The 24,641-nt window shown below is 40.3% G+C and carries 21 protein-coding genes; 17 read left to right on the forward strand and 4 right to left on the reverse strand.

Annotated features, from left to right (window positions below):
- Nucleotides 1-2: 2 nt before the first annotated feature.
- From I7X29_RS03160 to I7X29_RS03170, 3 genes are all read right to left on the reverse strand, one after another.
- Complete coding sequence (locus I7X29_RS03160; RefSeq protein WP_198472793.1) at nucleotides 3-1,832, reverse strand: HEAT repeat domain-containing protein; 1,830 nt, start codon at nucleotides 1,830-1,832, stop codon at nucleotides 3-5.
- Nucleotides 1,833-1,952: 120 nt separating this feature from the next.
- Complete coding sequence (locus tag I7X29_RS03165; protein WP_198472794.1) at nucleotides 1,953-3,398, reverse strand: SWIM zinc finger family protein; 1,446 nt, start codon at nucleotides 3,396-3,398, stop codon at nucleotides 1,953-1,955.
- A 135-nt stretch (nucleotides 3,399-3,533) separates the two neighbouring features.
- On the reverse strand, nucleotides 3,534-3,977 hold the full coding sequence (locus tag I7X29_RS03170) for a hypothetical protein (RefSeq protein ID WP_198472795.1): 444 nt from the start codon (nucleotides 3,975-3,977) through the stop codon (nucleotides 3,534-3,536).
- Between the two features lie 177 nt (nucleotides 3,978-4,154).
- On the opposite strand from I7X29_RS03170, the gene I7X29_RS03175 reads away from it, so the two are divergent.
- Entirely contained in the window at nucleotides 4,155-5,744 is a 1,590-nt protein-coding gene (locus tag I7X29_RS03175) for a peptide chain release factor 3 (protein WP_198472796.1), read from the forward strand.
- A gap of 27 nt (nucleotides 5,745-5,771) precedes the next feature.
- Here I7X29_RS03175 and gldA read toward each other — a convergent pair whose 3' ends face one another.
- On the reverse strand, nucleotides 5,772-6,671 hold the full coding sequence (gene gldA / locus I7X29_RS03180) for a gliding motility-associated ABC transporter ATP-binding subunit GldA (RefSeq protein WP_198472797.1): 900 nt from the start codon (nucleotides 6,669-6,671) through the stop codon (nucleotides 5,772-5,774).
- Nucleotides 6,672-6,930: 259 nt separating this feature from the next.
- Between gldA and I7X29_RS03185 the strand changes: the two genes are divergently transcribed.
- From I7X29_RS03185 to recR, 16 genes are all read left to right on the forward strand, one after another.
- On the forward strand, nucleotides 6,931-9,066 hold the full coding sequence (locus I7X29_RS03185; RefSeq protein ID WP_198472798.1) for a S46 family peptidase: 2,136 nt from the start codon (nucleotides 6,931-6,933) through the stop codon (nucleotides 9,064-9,066).
- A gap of 73 nt (nucleotides 9,067-9,139) precedes the next feature.
- Nucleotides 9,140-10,531, forward strand: a complete 1,392-nt coding sequence (locus I7X29_RS03190) for an MATE family efflux transporter (protein ID WP_198472799.1) — start codon at nucleotides 9,140-9,142, stop codon at nucleotides 10,529-10,531.
- Nucleotides 10,532-10,592: 61 nt separating this feature from the next.
- Nucleotides 10,593-11,684, forward strand: a complete 1,092-nt coding sequence (ychF, locus tag I7X29_RS03195; protein WP_198472800.1) for a redox-regulated ATPase YchF — start codon at nucleotides 10,593-10,595, stop codon at nucleotides 11,682-11,684.
- 31 nt (nucleotides 11,685-11,715) lie between these two features.
- Nucleotides 11,716-12,465 carry a triose-phosphate isomerase gene (tpiA, locus tag I7X29_RS03200; RefSeq protein ID WP_198472801.1) on the forward strand — a complete coding sequence of 250 codons (750 nt, stop codon included), beginning with the start codon at nucleotides 11,716-11,718 and terminating at the stop codon, nucleotides 12,463-12,465.
- 217 nt (nucleotides 12,466-12,682) lie between these two features.
- A complete protein-coding gene (gene hemE / locus I7X29_RS03205) occupies nucleotides 12,683-13,705 on the forward strand; it encodes a uroporphyrinogen decarboxylase (protein ID WP_198472802.1) in 1,023 nt (340 codons plus the stop codon).
- 9 nt (nucleotides 13,706-13,714) lie between these two features.
- Entirely contained in the window at nucleotides 13,715-14,311 is a 597-nt protein-coding gene (locus I7X29_RS03210; RefSeq protein WP_009413660.1) for a lipoprotein signal peptidase, read from the forward strand.
- On the forward strand, nucleotides 14,312-16,483 hold the full coding sequence (locus I7X29_RS03215) for an endonuclease MutS2 (protein WP_198472803.1): 2,172 nt from the start codon (nucleotides 14,312-14,314) through the stop codon (nucleotides 16,481-16,483). It abuts the gene before it with no gap.
- Between the two features lie 75 nt (nucleotides 16,484-16,558).
- Nucleotides 16,559-19,075: a TonB-dependent receptor gene (locus tag I7X29_RS03220; RefSeq protein ID WP_198472804.1), complete on the forward strand. Its 2,517-nt coding sequence runs from the start codon at nucleotides 16,559-16,561 to the stop codon at nucleotides 19,073-19,075.
- 97 nt (nucleotides 19,076-19,172) lie between these two features.
- Nucleotides 19,173-19,706, forward strand: coding sequence for a 30S ribosomal protein S16 (locus tag I7X29_RS03225; protein ID WP_002678283.1), 534 nt, complete (start codon nucleotides 19,173-19,175; stop codon nucleotides 19,704-19,706).
- Between the two features lie 9 nt (nucleotides 19,707-19,715).
- A complete protein-coding gene (gene rimM, locus I7X29_RS03230) occupies nucleotides 19,716-20,246 on the forward strand; it encodes a ribosome maturation factor RimM (protein WP_198472805.1) in 531 nt (176 codons plus the stop codon).
- A gap of 71 nt (nucleotides 20,247-20,317) precedes the next feature.
- Complete coding sequence (locus tag I7X29_RS03235; protein ID WP_198472806.1) at nucleotides 20,318-21,271, forward strand: transketolase family protein; 954 nt, start codon at nucleotides 20,318-20,320, stop codon at nucleotides 21,269-21,271.
- Nucleotides 21,272-21,276: 5 nt separating this feature from the next.
- Nucleotides 21,277-22,131, forward strand: a complete 855-nt coding sequence (locus I7X29_RS03240) for a YicC/YloC family endoribonuclease (protein ID WP_009413655.1) — start codon at nucleotides 21,277-21,279, stop codon at nucleotides 22,129-22,131.
- Nucleotides 22,132-22,162: 31 nt separating this feature from the next.
- Nucleotides 22,163-22,729, forward strand: a complete 567-nt coding sequence (gene gmk / locus I7X29_RS03245) for a guanylate kinase (protein ID WP_198466056.1) — start codon at nucleotides 22,163-22,165, stop codon at nucleotides 22,727-22,729.
- Nucleotides 22,726-23,310, forward strand: coding sequence for a nicotinate (nicotinamide) nucleotide adenylyltransferase (gene nadD / locus I7X29_RS03250; protein WP_198466057.1), 585 nt, complete (start codon nucleotides 22,726-22,728; stop codon nucleotides 23,308-23,310). Before gmk ends, nadD begins: the two co-directional genes overlap by 4 nt.
- A gap of 89 nt (nucleotides 23,311-23,399) precedes the next feature.
- On the forward strand, nucleotides 23,400-23,867 hold the full coding sequence (locus tag I7X29_RS03255; protein WP_198466058.1) for a low molecular weight protein-tyrosine-phosphatase: 468 nt from the start codon (nucleotides 23,400-23,402) through the stop codon (nucleotides 23,865-23,867).
- A 15-nt stretch (nucleotides 23,868-23,882) separates the two neighbouring features.
- A complete protein-coding gene (gene recR / locus I7X29_RS03260) occupies nucleotides 23,883-24,503 on the forward strand; it encodes a recombination mediator RecR (protein WP_198472807.1) in 621 nt (206 codons plus the stop codon).
- Nucleotides 24,504-24,641 lie beyond the last annotated feature (138 nt).

Consider the following 24,641-nt stretch of genomic DNA (forward strand, 5'->3'; position numbering starts at 1 on the left):
TGCTATTTAACTGATTTCTCAATCTCATCTGCTATGTCTTCAAATACATTTAGCTTGTTCTTCTTTGCTAAAGCTCTAAACTTCTCTACATATTCCTTAGGAAACTTATTCCAGAAATCTGCATTAGAAAGATAGTAAAGATAGTAATAAGAATTACCTGCTTTTACTCTCTCTAAGGTATGATAAATCACCTCAAACTTATTAGGGAAATTGCGCTTTAATACCAAGTGGAACAACCATATCATATCATCTGAATATGATTGAGACAGAGCTTTCAATAACAAATCATCTAATCTTTGGCTTGTTCCTTCTAAAGCATCAAGTATAAAGAGTGCTCTATAGGTATAATTGTTGTTGAGCTTTTTAAGACTATTGATGAAAGAATACAAAGTGTCTACCCAGCGAGGATCTAACCTATCTACTCTCACTTCCGATTCTTTGCGAGCGTTATAAGCATAAGCTCCTGCTATACCGCTAAAAGCCTCTAAAATACTATCCGTCGCCGCCGATTTTCCCAATTGAGAACTGAATACCTCAAAGAGTTTTTCTTTGCTGTAGTTCTCATTCTTGAAAGCACTATAGAAATAGTTAATCCACATATCGCTATAGCCATTGGTATAGGAGAGAAGTTGCTTATGGGTATCATAAAAGGCGAGTACTTTATCGCTGTTCAAGGTATTTAATACCCCCGTCATATTGTTAGCGGTAGGGTCATACGTATTCTTGAACACTTTCTTGCGTCGTGTATTAAACTCTTTGTTCTGCAACATCTCCGCAAAGAGCCTATATACTCCTTCACAATCCTTATTTGCTAAAATATCTATATCAATAACAAAGCGTTCAAAAGCTGCACTAAGCGCTTTCTCATCTGAATCATCTATGGTTAATAACTGCTGATAACGCTCTTGTATTTTCTCCACAAATGGTAGGAAATACTCAGGAGCAGCTACTTTGGCCATAGCTTCTGCCAAGAGCTCTGCATTGCCTTTCTGCTTATTGGTGTTGTACAATTCGTAGAGCTTATCAATACTGCGTTGCGTACCAAGTTTTGCTAAGGCGCTATATGCTGCTCCTCGTACTGCTTTGTTCTTATCACCCGTCAAACTGATGATAAATGCTTCGGTTTGTTCATCCTTCTTGTCTGCTATAATATCAATAGCTTCTGCTTGCAGATTGGGGAGATTTTCACTAAATATTTTGTCTACTAAGGTGCCTATTCCTGCATATCCTAATTGGTATAACAAGCGCAATCGGCGTACATTCTCATTTTTGTCTTCTAAACGGAAGTCGGCAATAAGGAAAGGTATCATCGCTTTCCCACAAGCAGGAATGATAGTATTTTCAACGTAATAAGTAAGTTCTGAATACTTGTCAGCCAAAGCATAACTCAAATATCCATAAGTGCGTGAATCGTCAAATACCTTGCGTTCAAAGGCATCTTGCAATATTTCCAAACGTCCTGAGTTGCTTTGGGTAAGGGCTTGTAGTACAGGTTTCAGCTGTAAATAGGAATAGGTAGTATTCACATCCGCCAATTGTATGGTAGGGATTTGGCTTTCTTTTGTAGTCTCTGTCTCTAAAGTAACACCTTGAGTATAGAGCACTGAATAGAGCAAAGTAGAAACACCCAATAGTTTTTCGGCAGTTTGTGTGCTCTCTACTTGTAGCAAAGCTTCTACTTCTTGGGCTAATTTATTGAAAACAGGGGCTTTTTCGCCTAACTTTTTCAGTATAGGAACGTGCTTCTGCAAGCGTGGGTCGTTCTTGGCAAACTTACTTCCCGCTATAAACAAGCGATTCAGTTCTTGTTGTAAATCGTATAAAGGCTTCATAATAATTGACAATTGATAATTAACAATTAACCCAAAGTCCGCTTTGAAATAATTATTTACTTTTGCGGATTATCCCTTTTCGAGGGAACGGGGGCTTTTTAGCTATCGTATAATTTAGTATTAGTAGAGTAGTCTAATTACTTTCTCTGCTGTGATGAGTGAAAGTGGTTGCGCTGATAGTAATCCGCTGGCTACATCGTTGTGCATCATTACCACAAGGGAAAGCCCCTCAGCATTTGCTGGTAAAAACGACTTCAAATTGCCCGTTGGTGATACAGCGCCTTCCTTAATATCTCTTAGGGTGATAGCAAAACCATTGGCATCTTCTACTACCAAGTCCTCCCCTACTCTATAAGTCTTATGCAACGACAAAAGCACTACGGGGTGTTTATCCATTAGCGGATTCTTAATAGTGTTCTTTACAGCCTTTATAGTCTCGGCAAATTGCCCCGAAGCAAAAGCTTTCACTGTTGCAAGGTCAGCTTGTGATAGCGGACGCTCTGAAGCTCCATCAGCCTCCCAACGAATACGCGGATTGGTATCCCCAGGATAGATGTAAAGATCTTTTAGTTGTAACACGCTGAACACACTATTGTCTTCTTTAATATACTTCGCAGCTTTATAAGGACGATAGTTCAATGTTTTATAGATTTTACCCGTTTTGAGATTGAGCCATACGCCCTTATCTACATACTCTTTGCGCGCCTCATTGTCATAACTGTTGAACGACAATTGCACCAAAGAAGCATTCTCTTCATATTGCCCATACTGCATCAACTCAACGAGTTTCCACACATAGCCTATTTGCTCTTCAATTGCTGAAGACAGTTCAGGAGTCCCTTCTGGGTCTTCCTTGCGCGCCCTGAGGTAGTCAGTAGCTTTTTTAAGCAAAGCCGAAAGATAGTTTAAGTTGTCTACCACCGCAGTATATTCCTCATTCTTTACTTCCTCAATAGAAAGCAACAGATTGTTGAAAGCCGTTTGAATACCGCCTATGTAGTAGTTTCCTAAGTCTTTTATCTGTGTCTTGAGGGTCGCACGCATTTTAGCATCCACTGATGAGAGCCCTGTATTCACCATATCGCGCAACAACTTTTGGGCAGTTTCAATACCTGTGAGCTGAGCATCTATCTTCTTAGTAAAAGCAGCCTTATTCACTTTTTTAGGCTTCTCGGCTTTCTCTTTGATAGATTCCTTTTCTTGAGCTTTCTTCTCTTGTTTCTTCTCTATCTTCTCACGCTTAGAGAGAATGTCATCAGGTACTTCTCCTTCGGTAAACTGACCTGCATTCGTTTCAAAACAGTAAAGCAAACCCACAGAGTGTTTACACGGAAACTGACGACTCGGGCAGTTACAGCGGAATACAGGGTTATTAGGGTCTACATAATCGGCAGAGCAGTAGTAAGGATTCTTCCCACTCCCTGCGCATTCACCCCATATAAGGTTCTTTTCTGCGTTGATTTTTAAGTTGCTGAATTTATTTTTCTTCACCAACTCACGTCCTTTTTTAGCCGCCTCAGCATTAGGGGCAAGCTCTTCAATCTTCTGTTGCGTTACTTCTATCATATTTTTATTGTGATTTTTATATACTTTAAAGCGCAAAGATACTAAAAACAATCTAAAAAGCAAATATTACTCTTTTGAACTCTATCTAATATCAATCAACCATCCAAAGTGTAGTTCCCCCTACAAAGCTCTATGTTATTCAGGTACTTCATCATATTTCTTATCATCCTTAAAGTCTGAAATAGGGATAATATCTCCCGAAATAGGCTCTATAATCCGAATATCATCACCATTATTCCTATTTACATAAAGAATATAATACGTTTCAAACCGAATAGAACTATCATACCCTATCCTAATCTCATAAAACTCTTCACCGTCAATAGTAGCAGCATCCGAAAAATAACTAATACCCCTCTTCCCATCCGAAATTGTCTCTATATACTTAGCCACTCGTTTAGCCAAAGGCAAAGCAAGCACTCTATCCTCAGCTTCTTCTAAACTGATATAAGCCGAAGTATCTTTTACAACAAGTGAATCAACAACAGGCACACCTTCCTTAGGCTCCTGACTACCAAACCATTGACAGCCAAAAAGACCACCAATACATAGTAATAATAGAATCTTTACTTTATTCATAATGTAACTTATTACTTAAAAAAAGTGCACAAAAATATAATAAAATCTTCAATTACAAAATTTTACCCTTAAATTATCAATAAATTCACTCTGTTTCTTATTTTCTATTTATAAATATTTCTTACCTTTGCCCCCAATTTACAAATCAGCTAATCAGCTAATCAACAAATAAACACTATGTCTTTACAACAAGAAATACAAAAGCGCCGTACCTTTGGCATCATATCTCACCCTGATGCCGGAAAAACTACCCTCACCGAAAAACTTCTACTCTTCGGAGGGGCTATACAAGAAGCTGGCGCCGTAAAATCAAATAAAATAAAAAAAGGAGCTACTTCCGACTTTATGGAAATTGAACGTCAACGTGGCATTTCCGTTGCCACTTCAGTACTCGCTTTCAATTATAAAGAACATAAAATAAACATCTTAGACACCCCTGGTCACAAGGATTTCGCCGAAGACACCTTCCGCACTCTCACCGCCGTCGATAGTGTCATCGTAGTTATCGACGTCGCCAAAGGGGTGGAAGAGCAAACCGAAAAGCTCGTCGAAGTATGCCGTATGCGTAACATCTCTATGATTGTCTTTATCAACAAGTTAGACCGTGAAGGGAAAGACGCCTTCGACCTGTTGGACGAAGTAGAGCAAAAACTCGGCTTAAAGGTAACACCACTGAGTTTTCCCATAGGTATAGGCTATGATTTCAAAGGAATTTATAACATTTGGGAGAAGAATATCAACCTATTCTCTGGCGATAGCCGAAAGAACATAGAAGAAACTATCGCCTTTACCGACATCAACAGCCCCGAATTAGAGAAGATAATATCCAAACAATCAGCCGAAAATCTCCGCTCCGATTTAGAGTTAGTATATGAAGTATACCCAAAATTCAACCGCGAAGCCTATCTCAATGGAGAGCAGCAACCTGTTTTCTTTGGCTCTGCACTCAACAACTTTGGCGTACGTGAGCTACTCGATTGCTTTGTCGAAATCGCCCCTTCACCACGCCCCAAAGCCAGCGAAGAGCGCATCGTAAACCCCGATGAACCTTCCTTCACAGGTTTCGTCTTCAAGATTCACGCCAATATGGACCCTAACCACCGTGATCGTTTGGCTTTTGTAAAGATTGTTTCAGGCACTTTTGAACGCAACAAACCCTATTTGCACACACGTCTTGGCAAGAAGCTAAAGTTCTCCAGCCCGAATGCTTTCTTTGCCGAAAAGAAAGAAGTAGTGGATATATCTTATGCAGGAGATATTGTAGGCTTGCACGACACAGGAAATTTCAAAATAGGAGATACACTCACCGAAGGCGAAATGCTACATTTCAAGGGAATACCAAGTTTCTCTCCTGAGCACTTCCGTTACATCAACAATGCCGATCCACTGAAATCCAAACAGTTAGAAAAAGGCATCGACCAGTTAATGGACGAAGGCGTAGCGCAGCTCTTCAAGTTAGATTTCAATGGCCGCAAGGTCATCGGAACGGTGGGAGCGCTTCAATATGAGGTCATTCAATACCGATTGGAGCACGAATACGGAGCGAAGTGTAGTTATGAAAACTTTCCTATCTACAAAGCCTGCTGGGTAGAAGCGCCCGAAAACCCTAAAGACCCCGAATATCTCGATTTCCTACGCGTAAAACAGAAGTTCTTAGCGCGCGACAAACAGAACCAATTAGTCTTCCTCGCCGACTCTGCATTCTCTATCGAGATGGTAAAACAAAAATACCCGAACCTGAAGCTACACTTCACATCCGAGTACTAACACCTGACACCTGTCCCCTGACACCTATTACCTACCCCCTGTTACCTGAATAAACGTTTCCTCCAAGTCTCTATGTTTATGGTTGATTTGGAGGATTTTCAATCCGTTCTCCTTAGCAAAGTCAAACACAACAGGACGCATATCTTCCTCAGTGTCAAAGGTGATTTGATATAAGAAATCATATACATTTTGCGCTGCCGACACATTAGGCAAAGCGCGTAAAAGGCGTTCCTCTACACGGAAATCGAACGCTACTTCTATCACTTGTTCCTTGCCTTGCAGCTCACTCATCTTCTTATCAAGCACTATATTGCCTTGGTGCAGTACGATTACCCTATCGGCAACCGCCTGAATTTCCTGCATAATATGTGACGAAAGCAAAACCGTCTTCTCTTTGCCAAGCTCTTTAATGATATGGCGTATCTCTATCAACTGATTTGGGTCGAGTCCTGTTGTCGGCTCATCGAGAATGAGTATCTCAGGATTGTGAATAAGAGCTGAAGCGAGTCCCACACGTTGGCGATAACCTTTCGAGAGTGCCTCTATCTTCTTATTGCTCTCTGGTGTGAGTCCCGTAAGGGCAATCACCTCCTCTACCCTACTCTTAGGTACATTTGGATATAGATCTGAAGTAAAACGCAAATATTCTCTCACATACATTTCGGTATACAAAGGGTTGTGCTCAGGCAAATAGCCAATAGTCTTTTGTGCCTCAATAGGATGCTGAAGCGTATCAATCCCGTTAATAGTAACCGAGCCACTGGTAGGCATCAATGCCCCCGTTATCATCTTCATTGTTGTAGATTTCCCTGCTCCATTAGGACCTAAAAAACCGGTAATTTCTCCCTTTTGGAGCTCAAAGCTAATAGCATTTACAGCCGTTTGCTGTCCATATATCTTTGTTAATTGATTGACTGTTACTGACATTTCATTTTATTTTGGGCTCAAAAGTACAATATTTCTTTATTCTAACAAATTATTTTTAAATATATTTTAATTTCTCCCACCACTCCCACCACTCTCTTTTCCAGATTGTCCCCCTTCGGGGGATCGGGGGCTATCCCACAACTCCCATAATTCCCATAAACTACTCATATACCTCGTACAATTGGCTAATCATCAAATTTGCTAATTTACTAATTATCTCGTACCTTTGCCCCCTAATAAATCATTATATCACTTTTTTATGAAGAAAATAACACTTGTAATATTAGCTTTCTTGTTGCTCACTCCCGTAGCAAGAGCTGATGAAGGAATGTGGTTTTTGATGTTCATCGAACGTCTCAACCAAAGAGATATGCAGAAGTTAGGCTTACAACTCACTGCTCAAGAAATTTATAGCATCAATAACAACAGTCTCAAAGATGCTATCGTGCAGTTCAATGGAGGTTGTACTGCGAGCATCATCTCCAAAGATGGTTTAGTACTCACTAACCACCACTGTGGCTATGGCAATATTGCCCAACTTTCAACCCCCGAAAGCAACCACTTAAAGAACGGATTCTGGGCGCACTCTCACGCCGAAGAACTCTCCCCTAAACAATCATTCGTCCGTTTCTTCGTCCGTATGGACAATGTAACCGACCGTATGTTGGCTGCTGTTACTCCCTCAATGAGCGAAAAAGAACGCGAAGCCGCTCTCAACCAAGAAATGTCTAAAATACAAAAAGAAAACAGCGAAGGTGGTAAATATGTAGTTTCTGTGCGTTCATTCTTCCAAGGCAATGAATATTATTACTTTGTATATCAAGACTTCAAAGATGTACGCCTCGTAGGTACACCTCCTGAAAACATCGGAAAATTCGGTGGTGATACCGACAACTGGGAATGGCCTCGCCAAACAGGTGATTTCTCTCTCTTCCGTGTATACACTGATAAAGATGGAAATGCCGCCGACTATTCTCCTAACAACATTCCTCTAAAAGCCAAACGTTACCTCAAAGTGAGCCTCAAAGGCGTACAAGATAAGGACTTTGCGATGATTATGGGATACCCTGGACGCACCAACCGTTGGGAAAGCTCTTATTGGGTTGATCAAAAAGTAAAATATACTTATCCTGCTTGGGTCGAAGCCTCCAAAACAGCAATGGATGCAATGAAACGCTATATGGATAAAGACGATGCCGTACGCTTGCAATACGCCTCTTTATACTCTCAATTAGCCAACTATTGGAAAAACCGCCAAGGTATGATTGATGCTCTTACAGCCCATAAAACAGCCGCTGAAAAACGCAAAACCGAAGCTATTTTTGGAAAATGGGCTAATAAAACCGAAAATAAAGCCGAATACGGCGAAGTGCTCAACACTTTAGCTAAATATTTTGAAAAGACAAACTTGCGCTCTGCCGATGAGAACTATGTGAGTATCTTGTCCCGCGCTTCTTTCTTTATCAAAATGCCTTCCCTATACATCAACACTGTCGCTGCCGCCCAACGTGGTGGTATGCCCGAAACCGACTTGCAAAACAGAATTGACAACATTCTTGCTAATTACGATAAGATAAACGCTAATGTCGAAAAAGAAATCCTTGCTGATATGTTGCAACTCTATGCAAACAAGGGGAATAACGTACCTGCTTTGCTAAAAGATGTTAAAACAAAATACAAAGGTAACTTCCTCAAGTATGTCAATGAACTCTTAGCAGGTAGCATTTACCGCAGTAAAGAAGCCTTACAAGCTAATACACAACGCAATGTAGAAGAACTCTTAAAAGACCCTTTGTTACAACTCGCTGAAGCCCTTGTCGAAGACTTCCGTTTACCTTCTCAAGAGATTATAGACTTAGAAGATAGCTATGCCAAAGCCTACCGCAAGTTCGTAAAAGGAATGCGCGATTCTAAAATTAGCACAATCTTGTATCCTGATGCTAATTCCACCTTGCGCCTTACCTATGGTACAGTAAGTCCATTGGCTGCCGATAAACGCAACCCCGATGTGAAAAAGAACTACTATACCACTTTCAAATCTTTAATGGCTAAATATAAAAAAGGCGACCCTGAATTTGATATGTCTCAACGTATGCTCGACCTTTATAAAAAGAAAGAGTTTGGTAGATATATAGACAAAGATGGCTCTATGCACGTAAACTTCCTTACCAACAACGACATTACAGGTGGTAACTCTGGATCACCTGTGATGAATGGCAAAGGAGAACTCATAGGTCTCGCTTTCGATGGTAATATCGAAGCAATGGCTGGCGATGTAATTTTTGATAAACAACTACAGCGCACCATCAATGTCGATATCCGCTATGTACTTTGGGTAATTGATATTTATGCCAATGCTAAAAACATCATCAACGAAATTGAAACAGTACAATAAAGAGTAAAAATTAGAAATTAGGAGTTAGAGGATAGGGTAACCCTATCCCCTATCCCCTATCCCCTAACACCTGATGCCTAACTTATCAAACTACACAAAAGAATTTAAATACAACTTCAAGATTGCTTACCCTGTCATTTTAGGAATGTTGGGGCACACCTTTGTAGGCTTTGTCGATAACGTAATGGTTGGCAAAGTAGGCATTACCGAGCTCGGTGCCGCGGCTTTGGGAAATACCGCTATCTTTATCGCTATGTCCTTCGCTATAGGCTTCTCGGTAGCAACTACTTCCTTGGTAGCAATGAACGATGAAGCTGGCGATAAACAAACCGTGCAATCCATCCTCAACCACAGTATGCTACTCAATATCATACTCAGCACGGTACTTTTCTTGCTGATGTTCTTTGTAGAACCGGTGATGAGAATCACAGGACAAAGTGAAAATGTAATCGCTTTAGCAGTTCCCTATACTCATTTGGTTGCCTTTTCATTGATACCTTTAGGCGTATTCAGCACTTTCAAACAATTCGCCGATGGTCTTTCTATGACCAAATATGCAATGTATGTTACCCTATTGGCAAACCTTATCAATATATTTGGTAATTATCTCTTCATCTATGGCAATTGGGGTTGCCCAAAATTAGGAGTATTAGGTGCTGGAGTAGGAACGCTCATTTCGCGTATAGCAATGCCTATAATGCTCTATTATATGCTCAAGTATTTACCTAAAACTAAAGAATACGTTACCCATATCAGTTTCAAAAACATAACTGAATCAATGATAAGAAAGATAAGCAACATTGGACTTCCTACAGGATTACAAATGATTTTTGAAACAGGTATTTTCTCTGCTGCTATATGGATAAGCGGTGTATTGGGTGAAAACCAACTCTCAGCTAACCAAATAGCTCTCAACCTAGCAAGTATGACTTTTATGGTTGCTAACGGATTAGGTATCACAGCTATGATACGTGTCGGTAATCAGTTAGGAGCTAAAAACTATGTCAATTTACGTCGGGTTGCCTTTTCTGTATTCTTATTAGTGTTGTGTACCCAAGTCTTTTTTGCAGGACTCTTAGCCTTATTACGCGATTGGTTACCCTCATTGTATTTGGAAATGGACAATATCGAAAAAGCAACTACCAATGCAGCTGTAATAAGCGAAGCCGCAAACCTACTGCTGATAGCTGCTATTTTCCAAATCTCCGATGGATTACAAGTTACAGCTCTCGGGGCATTGCGTGGAGTCCAAGATGCTAAAATTCCTATGGTCATTACCTTTATAGCCTATTGGCTCATTGCCTTCCCTATTCTTTGTTTTTTAGGGCTTCACACTTCTTTAGGTACTATGGGTATTTGGATAGGATTACTCACAGGGCTCACTGCTGCTGCTATATGCCTCTTGTATAGGTTCAACCATATCAGCTTGCGACTCATTACCAACCGTCATAAATTACCCAATTAACAAATTGCCTAATTGACAAATTATTATTACCTTTGCACGCTCTTTAATTTAAAAAACGAATATGAAAGCAGGAATTGTTGGACTGCCCAACGTGGGAAAGTCTACTCTATTTAATTGTTTATCAAATGCTAAAGCTCAAAGTGCCAACTTCCCGTTTTGCACTATAGAACCTAATTTAGGGGTAGTAAACGTACCCGATCCCCGTTTAGAAAAACTCGAAACTCTTGTAAAACCTGAACGTGTATTACCTGCAACCGTAGAAATTGTAGACATCGCAGGTCTTGTAAAAGGCGCGAGCAAAGGTGAAGGTTTAGGCAACCAATTTTTAGGAAATATACGTGAGTGTAATGCTATTATCCACGTGTTGCGCTGCTTTGAAAACGACAATATCGTACATGTAGATGGTAGTGTAGACCCCATCCGCGATAAAGAAACTATTGATATAGAACTACAACTAAAAGACCTCGAAACTGTCGAAAAACGCCTCGAAAAAGTAACCCGTGCTGCCAAAGCTGGTGATAAAAGAGCCGCTAAGGAAATGGACTTGCTCAATTGTGTGAAAGACGCTTTGCTTACTGGCGTTTCTGCCCGCGCTGTACAAGTAGCTGACGATGAAAAAGAATTATTAGAGAGCTTTCAATTGCTCACTGCTAAACCTGTGTTATACGTGTGTAATGTCGATGAAAAATCAGCTAAAAATGGTAATGCTTATGTAGAACGTGTAAGAGAAGCGGTAAAAAATGAAGAAGCCGAAATCATCGTTTTAGCTGTAGCCACCGAAGCTGATATCACCGAATTAGAAAGCTATGAGGAACGCCAAATGTTCTTGGAAGATATAGGATTAGACGAACCTGGTGCTTCTAAATTGATTCGAGCTGCTTATCATTTGCTAAACTTGCAAACTTACTTCACCGCAGGAGTAAAAGAAGTACGCGCTTGGACAATCCACAAAGGAGATACGGCTCCTCAAGCTGCTGGCGTTATCCATACTGATTTCGAAAAAGGATTCATCCGCGCCGAAGTAATCGCTTATAATGATTTTATCACCTATGGTAGTGAAGCTAAAGTCAAAGAAGCTGGAAAAATGCGCGTTGAAGGTAAAGAATATATTGTAAAAGACGGTGATATTATGCACTTCCGCTTCAATGTATAACCAAAATTGCTAATTATTAATATTTCATTATATGAGAAAAAAAATTGTAGCAGGTAACTGGAAAATGAACAACGACCTCAACAAATCGTTAGCCCTCATTTCCGACCTATTGAAAAAAGTACCTCAAACTGATGCCGAGGTAATGATTGCCCCTACCTTTGTAAACCTTATCCCAGCAGTAGAAGCTGCTAAAGGTAGCAAAATCGAAGTGATTGCCCAAAATATGCACTTTGCCGAAAGCGGTGCTTATACTGGTGAGATTTCAGCTGAAATGTTGAATAGTATTGGTGTAAAAACCACTATTTTAGGTCACTCCGAACGCCGTGCTTACTTCAACGAAACCGACGAAAGTTTGGCTAAAAAAGTAGACACTGCCCTCAAACACAATATGCGTGTAGTATTCTGTATTGGCGAAGAATTAGCCGATCGTAAAGCTAACAAACACTTCAATGTTGTAGGTAGCCAAATCAAAAACGGCTTGTTCCACTTGCCTGCTGAGGCTTGGCAACACATCGTATTGGCTTATGAACCCGTATGGGCAATTGGTACAGGCGAAACTGCAACCCCAGAACAAGCGCAAGAAATCCATCACTTCATCCGCAAAACTATCGCCGATAAATACGGTAAAGAAGTAGCCGATAAAGTATCTATCTTGTATGGTGGTAGCGTAAAACCTGATAATGCTAAAGAAATCTTCGCTAAAGAAGACGTTGATGGCGGTCTCATCGGAGGCGCTGCCCTCAAAGCCGATGATTTTGTTACTATCATCAAAAGTATTTAATTGTTATTGTTAATACACAAACTTTGGAGCTGTCTGAAAAGTTTCAAAATCGTATTTTACCCCTACACTTTGTCAAAGTCTCGCACCTTTGGCAAAGTTGATTACTCTAATAATCAATTACTTTTTTGGGGTATGTTCTGTAAGGGCGTTTTGCAAACGCCCTTATAATATAGAACTTTTTGGACAGCCTCAAAGTCTATTTTTTTAAAACTAAAAAATGTTACAAAACGACTTATTCCTTAGAGTACTCAACAGCGAAATTACCCAGCGTCCTCCCGTGTGGATGATGCGTCAAGCTGGTAGATACCTTCCTGAATTTAGAGCCCTACGCGACAAATATGACTTTTTCACGCGTTGCCAAACCCCCGAGTTAGCAGCCGAAATTACCGTACAACCTGTCGATATAGTAGGTGTAGATGCCGCTATCTTATTTTCCGATATATTGGTAGTACCCCAAGCGATGAACATACCTTTTGAAATGAAAAAAAGTGTCGGACCTTGGTTGCCTAACCCTATTCGTACCGCTAAGGATGTAGCGCAAGTAACAATTCCTAATATCCAAGAACGTTTGGGGTATGTGATAGAAGCTGTCAAACTTACCAAACAAATGCTCAACAACCGTGTTCCTCTCATCGGCTTTGCTGGATCTCCTTGGACGATACTCTGCTATGCTGTCGAAGGTGCTGGTTCACGTGACTATGCTACTGCCAAAGAATTTTGCTTCACACAACCTGAATTAGCGCATCAACTATTGCAAAAAATTACCGATACTACCATTCTCTACCTCAAAGAAAAAGTAAAAGCAGGTGTCGATGCCGTACAATTGTTCGATAGCTGGGGTGGCGTTTTAGCCCCTGACGACTATCGTACTTTTTCTTGGCAATACCTTAACCAAATAGTAGAAACTCTTGCTCCGCTTACCAAAGTGATAGTATTTGCTAAAGGTTGTTGGTATGCCCTCCCCGAAATGGCTACTTCTAAAGCTGCTGCCTTAGGTGTCGATTGGACTTGTGCCCCAAAAACAGCACGTCAGCTCACGGGTGGCAATAAAGTACTACAAGGTAACTTCGATCCTTCACAATTGCTCGCTCGTCCTACTCAAATTAAGAAAAAAGTAAAAGAAATGATCGATGCTTTTGGTAAAGACCACTACATCGCCAACTTAGGACACGGCATCCTGCCTAATGTTCCCGTTGAAAACGCTATCGCCTTTGTAGAAGCTGTAAAAGAATATCATTAAGAAAAAAATATGAAATTAAAACACGCATTCCTTATTATTCTGTTGGTACTTATCATCGACCAATGGAGCAAAATATACATTAAAACACACTTTATCCTCAACGAAGCCGTAACCGTTTTCAGTTGGTTTCAAATCTACTTTGTAGAAAACGAAGGTGCAGCTTGGGGTACTAAAATCCCCGGCGAATACGGCAAACTCATTCTTACCCTCTTCCGCATTGTAGCGGTAATAGGTATCGGCTATTGGCTGGTATCGGCAGTGAGAAAGCAACAACCTAAGATACTTATCATTTGCATTTCTTTAATATTGGCAGGAGCTCTGGGCAATATCATCGATTCGGTGTTTTACGGCATAATTTTCGACCATAGTTATGGTAACATTGCTACCCTATTTGCCGAAAATCCTTACGGAACCCTCTTGCACGGCAAAGTGGTGGATATGTTCTACTTCCCTATTATCGATACTACACTTCCCAGCTGGGTACCCTTTTGGGGAGGCGAACGCTTTCGTTTCTTCGAGCCCGTGTTCAATGTGGCTGACTCTGCAATATGTATAGCAGTGGGGCTGATGATTTTATATCACAAAAAGATATTTCCTAAAAACTAAATGAATACAAAAACACTTGAAGACTTAGAGTTCCCCATTGTACTCTCTCATTTGTCTGACCTTTGCCTTACTGAACTCGGCAAGAAATACGCCTTACGTATCAAACCTTTCGACAATCAGGAGACGCTGTTATTGGCACTGAATCAAACCAATGAATACCTATCGTCTTTTGATAATAACAACACAATCCCTTCACACTATTGCGAATCTATCACTTCCGAAATTAAACTTCTATCTATTGAAAACGCCTTGTTAGAAGTGTCGAGCATTAGGAAGATTCATCGTATCAGCGAGGTTGTAAACACCCAAATTCTCTTCTTTAAGAAGTTCAAAACGCTATACCCTACCCTTTTCGAAACCGCTGATAGTATTGAGTATACTACCGAACTGCTGAACGCTATCGATAAAGTGTTGGACAAGTACGGCGAGATAAAAAACGAAGCCTCTCCTACGCTTGGCAATATACGTCGCGAGCTGAGTGCCTTGAAAGGAAAACTAAACGAAAGTTTCAACCGTGCTCTCGCCGAGTATAACACTGCCGACTATCTGGATGATATCCGCGAGACCGTAGTAGAAAACCGTCGCGTGCTGGCAGTGAAAGCGATGTACCGTCGAAAAGTACAGGGTACCGTATGGGGGAGCTCAAAAACGGGTAGCATAGTGTATATAGAACCGCGACAAACCGAAATCTACTCTCGAGAACTCTCCAATCTGCTTTATGACGAAAAAGAGGAAATCCAGCGTATATTAAGAGAACTTACCGCCTTCATCAGTCAGTTTGCCGACCTGCTGAAAGACTATCAGCGATACATCACAGCCGTTGATATTATTTGTGCCAAAGCTAAGTACGCTCACCAAATGAACGCACTTTTGCCAGAAATCACTCAGGAGCGCGAACTATTCCTCCGTGAAGCATATCACCCTTTGCTGTACCTGAGCAATGCCAAAAAAGGTGTTACTACCTTCCCTCAAACCATAGAACTGAATGATGAAAATCGTATTATCGTCATCTCGGGACCTAATGCGGGCGGAAAGAGTATTACGCTTAAAACCATTGGCTTATTGCAATTAATGTTACAAAGTGGAATGCTCGTTCCGGTGCATCATCGTTCTAAAATGTGTTTGTTTGAACGCATTCTTACCGATATCGGCGATAACCAATCTATTGAAAACCACCTTAGCACATACAGCTACCGACTCAAAAATATGAATTACTTCCTCAAGAAGTGCAATCACTGCACCTTGTTTTTGATAGATGAGTTCGGGACAGGTAGCGACCCTGAATTAGGAGGTGCTTTGGCTGAAATATTCTTAGAAGAGTTCTACCACCGAAAGGCTTTTGGGGTGATTACCACCCATTACACCAATTTAAAAATGCTGGCAGATGAATTGCCTCACGCCAGCAATGCCAATATGCTTTTCAACGATAAAACCTTAGAGCCCATCTATAAGCTAATAATAGGCGAAGCGGGAAGTTCTTTCACTTTTGAAGTGGCGCAGAAAAACGGCATTCCGTTTAGCCTCATCAATCGGGCTAAGAAAAAAATAGAGAAAGGAAAAGTGCGTTTTGATGCCACTATCGCCAAATTGCAGAAAGAACGCTCCAAAATGGAAAAAACTGCCGAAACCCTGAAAGATGAGGAAACCAAAGCCCGCGAAGAAGCCAAACGTTTGGAAGAACTCAATGATAAAATAAAAAGCAAACTCGTAAATTATCAAGAGCTCTATGACCAAAACCAACGTATGATTACCTTAGGTAGTAAGGTAGACCAGATAGCCGAACGTTATTTCTACGATGGTAAGCGTCGCCCTTTGGTATCCGAATTTCTCAAACTCATTGAAATGGAAAACGCCAAGCGTAAACAAATGAGCAAAGAGGAACGTACCAAGCAAAAAGAGGAGAAAAAAACTACTACCGAAGAAGTTCATAAACAAATGGAGGCTATCCGCCAGCAACGCAAAGAAGAAAAGAAAGAGCGTATTGCCCAAGAACGCGCCGAAAAGGAAAAGCTACAACGCGCCCTTTCAGTAGGCGACCGTGTGCGCATTAAAGACAGCCGGAGCGTGGGAAGTATCGATAAGATTGAAAAAGGCAAAGCCATAGTAAATTACGGGGCGTTTACTACCTCTGTTTCTTTGGACGAATTGGAACTCGTACAGAAAATAAGATAATTTTATCGAAATTTTATTTGCTACATAAAATATAATTGCTAATTTTGCATCATTCTAAATTAATAACTATATTTTATGTTCAAACACATCATATTATTTGTAATGCTCGTGATGAGCCCACTGCTTTTTGGGCAACATCACAAAATCAAAGGAACTATTTTAGATGAAAACAAGTTTCCTGTAGCTGGGGTGTCTATCCAATTGCAGACGAACCCTAACATTGCCACTCAAACCGATGCTAATGGACTGTATACACTCAGCTTTACACCTAATGGCAAAGAGGTAACCTTAGAAATTATCAAAGAAGGGTTTGAAAAACAAACGATCGTTGTTACGCTTCAAAACAACGAAAACCGCGTCACTTACGTAGATTTTACACTCCCAAAGGAGGCTATTGCTTTGGAAGAAGTAGTAGTGAGTGATAACCCTAGCTTGATTGCTAACTCCGAGAGTTTATCGCGAAAAAAATTAGATAAAGTTCCTGGGGGTACCAATATAGCCAACTTAAAGGATTTGTCCGAAAAGCGTTCTCAAACCCTCAAAGATGCTCTTGTGCGTCAACCAGGGGTAGTTATTCAAGAGTTTTTCGGTGGTAACGACCAGCCTCGCCTCAATATCAGAGGTTCAGGAATACAAAGCAATCCACAATCGCGTGGGGTTGCCCTATATCAAGATGGTATTCCTATTAATTTCGCTGATGGATCGTACATTATAGGTGTTTTAGAACCTCAAGCTTCTAATTTAGTAGAAGTATACCGCGGAGCTAATGCTATGGAATATGGCGGAGCTACCTTAGGAGGTGCTATGAACTTCGTGACCAAAAATGGCTATAACGCCTCTCCTCTTAGTGTAAAAATGGAAGCAGGTAGTTTCAATTACTTCAACAGTAGTCTTTCTTCAGGATTTTCTTCTGGCAAAAACGATGGCTTTATTTCTACCTCGTATAGCAAAAGCGATGGATACCGCACCTACAACTCTTCCAAACGCTTCAACGCTTTGCTGAATATTGGCAGACAGTTTACCAATAAGTTTGAAACTCGCCTATATGCCTCATTTACCGATTTGTATTTCGATATTCCAGGTCCTCTTACCAAACAACAATACGAAAGTGATAGCAAACAAATAAATGGAGCTCCTAAACTCACCGTTCCCTATGCTTTCGGACCTAATGTACAACGCGATAAACCTAATAGATCAAGCAAAATTGCACGTTTTGGTAGTAAGTCGGCTTATAAATTTAACAACCATAGTTTGCTCACTGCTACTTTGTATTACCAATATGCTGATGATGCCTTTGTATATCCCATAGCTACCAATATACGTCACGATTACAACAACGATTATGGTTTGCGCCTTACTTATGATTATAATACTCGTAAAAACGATTTGTCAATAGGAGTACAACTCAGCCAAGGCAAAATGCATCAATTGCGAAACATCAACGAAAAAGGAAGTTTTGGCACATTATTTGCTAAACAAGACCTCTTATCAAACCACGCTGTAGCCTACATTTCCGATGTATACAAAATCACCGATAAATTCCTTGTGAATGTAGCCGTACAAGGTAGTTATGACACCCGAAAGGTAGAAGATAAATTTGAGGGTAGCAGCCGACCTATATCCTTCTTTGCTGGTCAAAATTTGCGCCGTGTCCAAAGCCCTTCTCCTATAAAAAAACTTGATAGTGAGTATACGTACAACGCTGTCAATCCCAAAGCAGGTGTGATTTATAAGTTTAGCGATAATGCCCAAGTATATGGTAATTATAGCTTTAGCTATGAACCCCCTACCTTCCTTGAAATCATTCGCTTAACAGGAGGTGCTGCAATGAGTGGTACACAAGTAATTTTCCCTAATAGTAGCAATGCCAATTCCAGTGCTAAAAATATTGCAGCCTTTGAATTGAAAGCTCAAAAAGCACAGACTGCCGAAATTGGAACTAAAGGAAATATTGATGATGCCTTAGTGTGGAATGTAAGTGCCTATCACTCTTGGGTAAAAGATGAGATTTTTACCCTCACCGATGGCGAAATTGGCATCAATGGTATTACTGTAAACGCTCCTTATACCACTGTCCACCGAGGAGTTGAGGTAGCATTGCAATCTACCTTTGCCAAACGTATATTTTCAAGCAAAGGTGATGCCTTTACCCTTTTTGTAAACTACAATTATAGCGATTTCTTCTTTGATGGAGGCGCTCTAAAAGGCAACCAAATAGCAGGTATCCCTAAACATTACATCTATGGCGCTTTAGACTACAAACACCCTTCTGGATTCTTTGCCGAGTTCAATATTGAAGCACTCCCTGAAGATACCCCTACCGACCATAAAAATACTTATTACCAAGATGCCTATCAACTGTTAGGGGCTAAAATAGGATTTAAAAAAGGAAACTGGACGTTCTTCTTCCAAGGTAATAATTTAGCCGATACAGTTTATGCATCCAGCTATTTAATTCAAGACCAAGTAACTCCTCCTCCTGCAAAAGTAGGCAACAGAGTCTTGCAACCTACCCCCTCCATTGTCGATAAAACAAACTTTATTCCTGGTGTCGGACGTAACTTTGTAGGTGGTATAACTTACACTTGGTAAAAATCTTACAATTTAGTTTTGCACATATCAAAAAAGATTGTATCTTTGCGCCCGAATTAATAACCGAGGTCGTGAACCTCACTAATTAAATTTTTTTATGCCAGTAAAAATCAGATTACAACGTCACGGTAAAAAAGGCAAACCTTTCTATTGGATTGTAGCCGCCAACTCACGTGCAAAAAGAGATGGTAAATTCCTTGAAAAATTAGGAACTTACAACCCAGTTTCTAACCCTGCTCAAATCGAAATTGATGTAGATGCAGCAGTAAAATGGTTGAAAAACGGTGCTCAACCAAGTGATACAGCTCGTCGTATCCTTTCTTACAAAGGTGTATTGCTTAAATATCACTTGTTAGGCGGTGTTGCCAAAGGTGCCCTTACCGAAGAACAAGCTGAAGCTAAATTCAAAGCTTGGTTAGACGAAAAAGCTAACAAAGTATCTTCTAAAGAACAAAAATTAGCTAAAGAAAAAGCAGATGCTAAAGCTAAAGCGTTAAGTGCTGAAAAAGAAGCTAACGAAAAACGTAAAAACGACGCTGCTGCTAAAGCTGCTGAGGCTGCTGCCGAAGCTACCGCTGAACAAGCTGAAGCTGAAGCTCCTGCCGAAGAAAACAACGAAACTGAAGCATAGACTCATAATATGACCATTAAAGATTGTTTTTATGTAGGAACAATTGTGTCAAAGTTTAGCTTTAAAGGGGAAGTGCTCATCAAATTAGATTCTGACGACCCCGAAATGTACGAAGAATTGGAATCAGTTTTTATTGCTTTAGGCAATAATCTGGTTCCTTTTTTTGTTGAAAAAAGCTCTTTGCACAAATCCGATTTACTTCGTGTAAAATTTGAAGAAGTTAATAGCGAAGCCGATGCCGATGCTTTGCTAAAACACAAAATCTACTTGCCCTTAGCAGCTCTTCCTAAACTTTCGGGTAATAAGTTCTATTACCACGAAGTAATAGGATTTGAGGTTGAAGATGTAAAATATGGGAAAGTAGGTAAAATTGTGAGTATCAACGATACTACTTTTCAACCGTTATTCGAAATAGAAAATGAAAACGGTAAAGAAATTCTCATCCCTATGAACGATGAGTTTATTGAAAAAGTAGATCGCCCTAACCAAAAAATCATCGTAAAAACCCCCGACGGTCTTATCGATTTATATGTAAATTAAACTTTTTATTAGGAGAAATTAATAAAAAGCATTACCTTTGTCGCTCAATAACATTAACACTCATTTTTCCAATGAAAAAATATATCGATACAGGAAAAAAAGATACCCGAAGTGGCTTCGGCGCTGGGCTTGCCGAATTAGGTCGCAAAAACCCTAACGTAGTAGCCCTTTGTGCCGACTTGATTGGCTCCCTAAAAATGGAAAAATTTATTGAAGAAAACCCTACCCGTTTCTTCCAAATAGGTATTGCTGAAGCTAATATGATGGGCATTGCTGCTGGTCTTACTATCGGTGGTAAAATCCCCTTTACAGGCACTTTCGCAGCTTTCTCTACAGGTCGTGTTTATGACCAAATACGTCAATCAATTGCCTATTCTAATAAAAATGTAAAAATATGCGCCTCTCACGCCGGACTTACCTTAGGCGAAGACGGGGCTACTCACCAAATATTGGAGGACATCGGACTGATGAAAATGTTGCCTAATATGGTGGTTATCAATCCTTGTGACTACAATCAAACTAAAGCAGCAACCCTTGCTATTGCCGATTATGTAGGTCCCGTATACCTCCGCTTCGGTCGTCCTACTGTGGCTAACTTCACTCCTGAAAACCAAACTTTTGAAATAGGCAAAGGAATCTTGCTAAACGAAGGTTCTGATGTTACCATCGTTGCTACAGGTCATTTAGTTTGGGAAGCGCTTTTAGCTTGTGAAGCCTTAGAACAACAAGATATCTCTGTCGAAGTGATTAATATCCATACTATCAAACCTTTAGACGAAGAAATCATCCTCAATTCTGTAAAGAAAACCAAAGCAATCGTTACTTGTGAAGAACATAATTACTACGGAGGTCTGGGTGAAAGTGTAGCTCGTGTACTTACACAACACTACCCTACTCCACAAGAGTTTGTTGCCGTAAACGACACCTTTGGTGAAAGCGGTACACCTACTCAACTTATGCAAAAATATGGGTTAGATAAAGAGGGTATTTTAAAAGCAGTTCAAAAAGTACTGAAAAGAAAATAAATAGTATGATACAATCAATGACAGGATTCGGAAAGAGCGTGTTATCTCTTGCCGATAAACATATCAGTATAGAAATCAAATCTTTAAATAGCAAAAGTATTGATATCAACACGCGTATTCCTCAGGTATATCGCGAAAAAGAACTCGACTTTCGCAAACTTATTGCTGAACAATTGCAACGCGGAAAAGTAGATTTTAGCATCTTCATAGAAAATACAGGTACTCAAACACCTTCTAAAATCAATCCTAACATCGTAAAATCGTACATAGAACAAATGCGTGCGATTGTGGATGGCGACCTTACCGAGTTGCTTAAAATGGCAGTGCGTATGCCTGATGCCTTGCAAACCACTTCCGAAAGTATTTCTGAAGAAGAACTTTCTGTTATTTTTCAACATATCAACCTTGCCATTGCCGATTTGCAAAACTTTCGTACTCAGGAAGGTAAAGTGTTAGAGAAAGATTTTGTATTACGAATTAACAATATCAACCGCCTATTACAAGAAGTACAAGGTCTTGACGAAGAGCGCTTAGCTTTGATACGCGAACGCCTTGAAAAAGCAGTTGCCGATATCCAAAATGTAGATGCCAATCGCTTTGAACAAGAACTTATTTTCTATTTAGAAAAATTGGATATTACCGAAGAAAAAATCCGACTCAAAAAGCACTTAGACTATTTTCTAGAAACCCTCCATAGCGAAGAATCTAACGGACGAAAACTGAGCTTTATTGCTCAAGAAATTGGACGAGAGGTAAATACCTTAGGATCTAAAGCTAACTTTGCCCCTATGCAACAGTTAGTTGTCCAAATGAAAGACGAACTCGAAAAAATTAAAGAACAAGTATTAAACGTATTATAATTTGCTAATTTACCAATTTGCTAATTAAAAAATGAACAAACTAATTATTTTCTCAGCTCCCTCAGGGAGTGGCAAAACTACCATAGTAAAACACTTGTTATCTCTTGAAAAACTTAACTTAGCCTTTTCTATTTCGGCTACCTCTCGCGCACCTCGCGGTGTGGAACAACACGGCAAAGAATACTATTTCCTTTCAGCCGATGAGTTCAAAAATCGCATACAGCACGATGATTTTATGGAATGGGAAGAAGTATATGCTGGCTGTTACTATGGCACCCTAAAATCTGAAGTAGAACGTCTTTGGGCAAATGGTAAAAATGTAGTATTTGACCTTGATGTTGCTGGAGGTCTCCGCTTGAAAAAAAAATATCCTGACCAAACCTTGGCAATTTTTGTAGAACCACCAAGCCTCGTTGCCTTAGAAGAGCGTTTGCGCAATCGCAAAACCGAAACAGAAGAAAAAATACAAATGCGCCTCAACAAAGCTGAACAAGAAATGGCAACTGCCCATCAATTTGATGTAATTATCAAAAACGACGATTTGCAACAAGCCCTACAAGAGGCTGAACGTATAGTAACCGAATTTATCAATCGATGAAAAAACAAATAGGCTTATTCTTTGGATCATTCAACCCTATCCATATTGGGCATCTCATCATTGCTAATCATCTGGTAGAACACAGTGCAATGGACGAATTGTGGTTAGTCATAACTCCTCAAAACCCTTTTAAAGAAAAACAATCGCTGTTAGACAACCACTTGAGGTTAGAAATGACAAATTTGGCAATAGAAGAATATCCCAAGTTAAGAGCTTCAAACATCGAATTTCAGTTGCCTCAACCCAATTATACAGTAAACACTTTAGCCTATTTGGAAGAAAAACACCCTCAAGCTAACTTTGCCTTAATTATGGGTGAAGACAACCTAAAGAGCTTTCACAAATGGAAAAACTACGAGTATATTTTAGCTAATTACCCTATTTATGTATATCCTCGTATTTCAGAGGGAGATATCCCCCAATCCTTAATCAATCACCCACAAATCACTCGTATAAATGCCCCTATTATTGAACTCTCTGCTACTTTTATACGTGAAGAACTCAAAGTAGGGCGCAATATACGTCCATTACTCCCTGAAAAAGTATGGCAATATATCGATAAACTGGGACTCTATAGATAAAAAATTTATCAATTTCTCTCCAAGTCTCTCTGAGATACTCCCAAAACTTCATTTTTCAGTAATTTGATCATCAATAAAATTAAAACAAAATGTCAAAAACAAAAATACTAATGGTTTGCTTAGGTAATATTTGCCGTTCACCTTTAGCCGAAGGTGTGATGAGAAGCAAGCTCCCTTCCGATAACTTTGAAGTAGATTCAGCTGGTACTGCCAATTATCACGTCGGTGATGCCCCTGATGATCGTTCTATTGCTTCTGGTAAACAACACGGAATAGACATCTCTATGCTTAGAGGACGACAATTTTCTGCCAAAGATTTCTCACACTTCGATTATATCTTCGTAATGGACAGAAGTAACTACCAAAACGTGATCCGTCTTGCTAAGAACGAAAAAGAACGCGCTAAAGTACATTTTTTAGCCGATGCTTTAGGAGGAATGGCACAACGTGAAATCCCCGACCCTTATTATGGTACAGAAGCCGATTTTGAAAACGTCTATCAGCTCATTGATGAGGCTTGCACAAAAGTTGCTCACAAACTATCTCCTAACCCCTAACTACTATCTCCTAAAATGGACTTCTCATCTAAACTCTTAGAAAACGCCGTATACGAAATAGCACAATTGCCCTCTATAGGCAAGCGCACCGCCTTGCGTTTAGCCTTACACCTGCTCAAACAACCCGAAGAGCAATCCTTGCAGTTAGCACAAGCCATTGTAGCTTTGCGCACCCATATACAGTATTGCAAAAACTGCCATAACATTTCCGATGTCGACCTTTGCGAAATATGTGCCAATCCCACTCGTGACACAGGCATCATCTGTGTTGTAGAGGATTTCCGCGATGTAATGGCAATAGAGAACACAGGACAATTCAGAGGGCAGTATCACGTCTTAGGAGGCAAAATATCCCCCATTGATGGGATTACCCCCTCCAATTTACACATCGCATCACTGATAGAAAAAGTAAAAGCAGGCAAAGTAACAGAACTCATTCTCGCCCTGAGCAACACTATGGAAGGTGATACAACCAACTTCTATATCTACAAACAAGTAGAGCCCTATCACATCACTATCTCCACCATAGCACGCGGCATAGCTGTAGGCAGCGAACTCGAATACACCGATGAAGTAACCTTAGGTCGCAGCATCGCCCATCGCATCCCTTTTGAAAAAGCCATCAAAGCAGTATAATCCTCACCCCCAAGTCCCTCTCCCCCATTATTACGCGCAGCTCCTACTTCTCCTTTACTTCGCCTCGTCTGACCCGTCTGCCCCTCCCTCTACCTGCTCGTGCGGCTCGCACCTCACATTACTCCGCCCCATCCTACT

It is taken from the genome of Capnocytophaga periodontitidis (assembly GCF_016126015.1).
Taxonomy (GTDB): domain Bacteria; phylum Bacteroidota; class Bacteroidia; order Flavobacteriales; family Flavobacteriaceae; genus Capnocytophaga; species Capnocytophaga periodontitidis.

Excerpts from the sequence above, each read along its gene's own strand:
- I7X29_RS03185 (WP_198472798.1), top strand. The coding sequence starts at position 6,931 with ATGAAGAAAATAACACTTGTAATATTAGCTTTCTTGTTGCTCACTCCC.
- I7X29_RS03210 (WP_009413660.1), top strand. The coding sequence starts at position 13,715 with ATGAAATTAAAACACGCATTCCTTATTATTCTGTTGGTACTTATCATC.
- I7X29_RS03240 (WP_009413655.1), top strand. The coding sequence starts at position 21,277 with ATGATACAATCAATGACAGGATTCGGAAAGAGCGTGTTATCTCTTGCC.
- recR (WP_198472807.1), top strand. The coding sequence starts at position 23,883 with ATGGACTTCTCATCTAAACTCTTAGAAAACGCCGTATACGAAATAGCA.
- hemE (WP_198472802.1), top strand. The coding sequence starts at position 12,683 with ATGTTACAAAACGACTTATTCCTTAGAGTACTCAACAGCGAAATTACC.
- I7X29_RS03235 (WP_198472806.1), top strand. The coding sequence starts at position 20,318 with ATGAAAAAATATATCGATACAGGAAAAAAAGATACCCGAAGTGGCTTC.
- I7X29_RS03215 (WP_198472803.1), top strand. The coding sequence starts at position 14,312 with ATGAATACAAAAACACTTGAAGACTTAGAGTTCCCCATTGTACTCTCT.
- gmk (WP_198466056.1), top strand. The coding sequence starts at position 22,163 with ATGAACAAACTAATTATTTTCTCAGCTCCCTCAGGGAGTGGCAAAACT.
- I7X29_RS03170 (WP_198472795.1), bottom strand. The coding sequence starts at position 3,977 with ATGAATAAAGTAAAGATTCTATTATTACTATGTATTGGTGGTCTTTTT.
- I7X29_RS03255 (WP_198466058.1), top strand. The coding sequence starts at position 23,400 with ATGTCAAAAACAAAAATACTAATGGTTTGCTTAGGTAATATTTGCCGT.
- I7X29_RS03190 (WP_198472799.1), top strand. The coding sequence starts at position 9,140 with ATGCCTAACTTATCAAACTACACAAAAGAATTTAAATACAACTTCAAG.
- rimM (WP_198472805.1), top strand. The coding sequence starts at position 19,716 with ATGACCATTAAAGATTGTTTTTATGTAGGAACAATTGTGTCAAAGTTT.
- gldA (WP_198472797.1), bottom strand. The coding sequence starts at position 6,671 with ATGTCAGTAACAGTCAATCAATTAACAAAGATATATGGACAGCAAACG.
- I7X29_RS03175 (WP_198472796.1), top strand. The coding sequence starts at position 4,155 with ATGTCTTTACAACAAGAAATACAAAAGCGCCGTACCTTTGGCATCATA.
- tpiA (WP_198472801.1), top strand. The coding sequence starts at position 11,716 with ATGAGAAAAAAAATTGTAGCAGGTAACTGGAAAATGAACAACGACCTC.
- nadD (WP_198466057.1), top strand. The coding sequence starts at position 22,726 with ATGAAAAAACAAATAGGCTTATTCTTTGGATCATTCAACCCTATCCAT.
- I7X29_RS03225 (WP_002678283.1), top strand. The coding sequence starts at position 19,173 with ATGCCAGTAAAAATCAGATTACAACGTCACGGTAAAAAAGGCAAACCT.
- I7X29_RS03165 (WP_198472794.1), bottom strand. The coding sequence starts at position 3,398 with ATGATAGAAGTAACGCAACAGAAGATTGAAGAGCTTGCCCCTAATGCT.
- ychF (WP_198472800.1), top strand. The coding sequence starts at position 10,593 with ATGAAAGCAGGAATTGTTGGACTGCCCAACGTGGGAAAGTCTACTCTA.
- I7X29_RS03160 (WP_198472793.1), bottom strand. The coding sequence starts at position 1,832 with ATGAAGCCTTTATACGATTTACAACAAGAACTGAATCGCTTGTTTATA.
- I7X29_RS03220 (WP_198472804.1), top strand. The coding sequence starts at position 16,559 with ATGTTCAAACACATCATATTATTTGTAATGCTCGTGATGAGCCCACTG.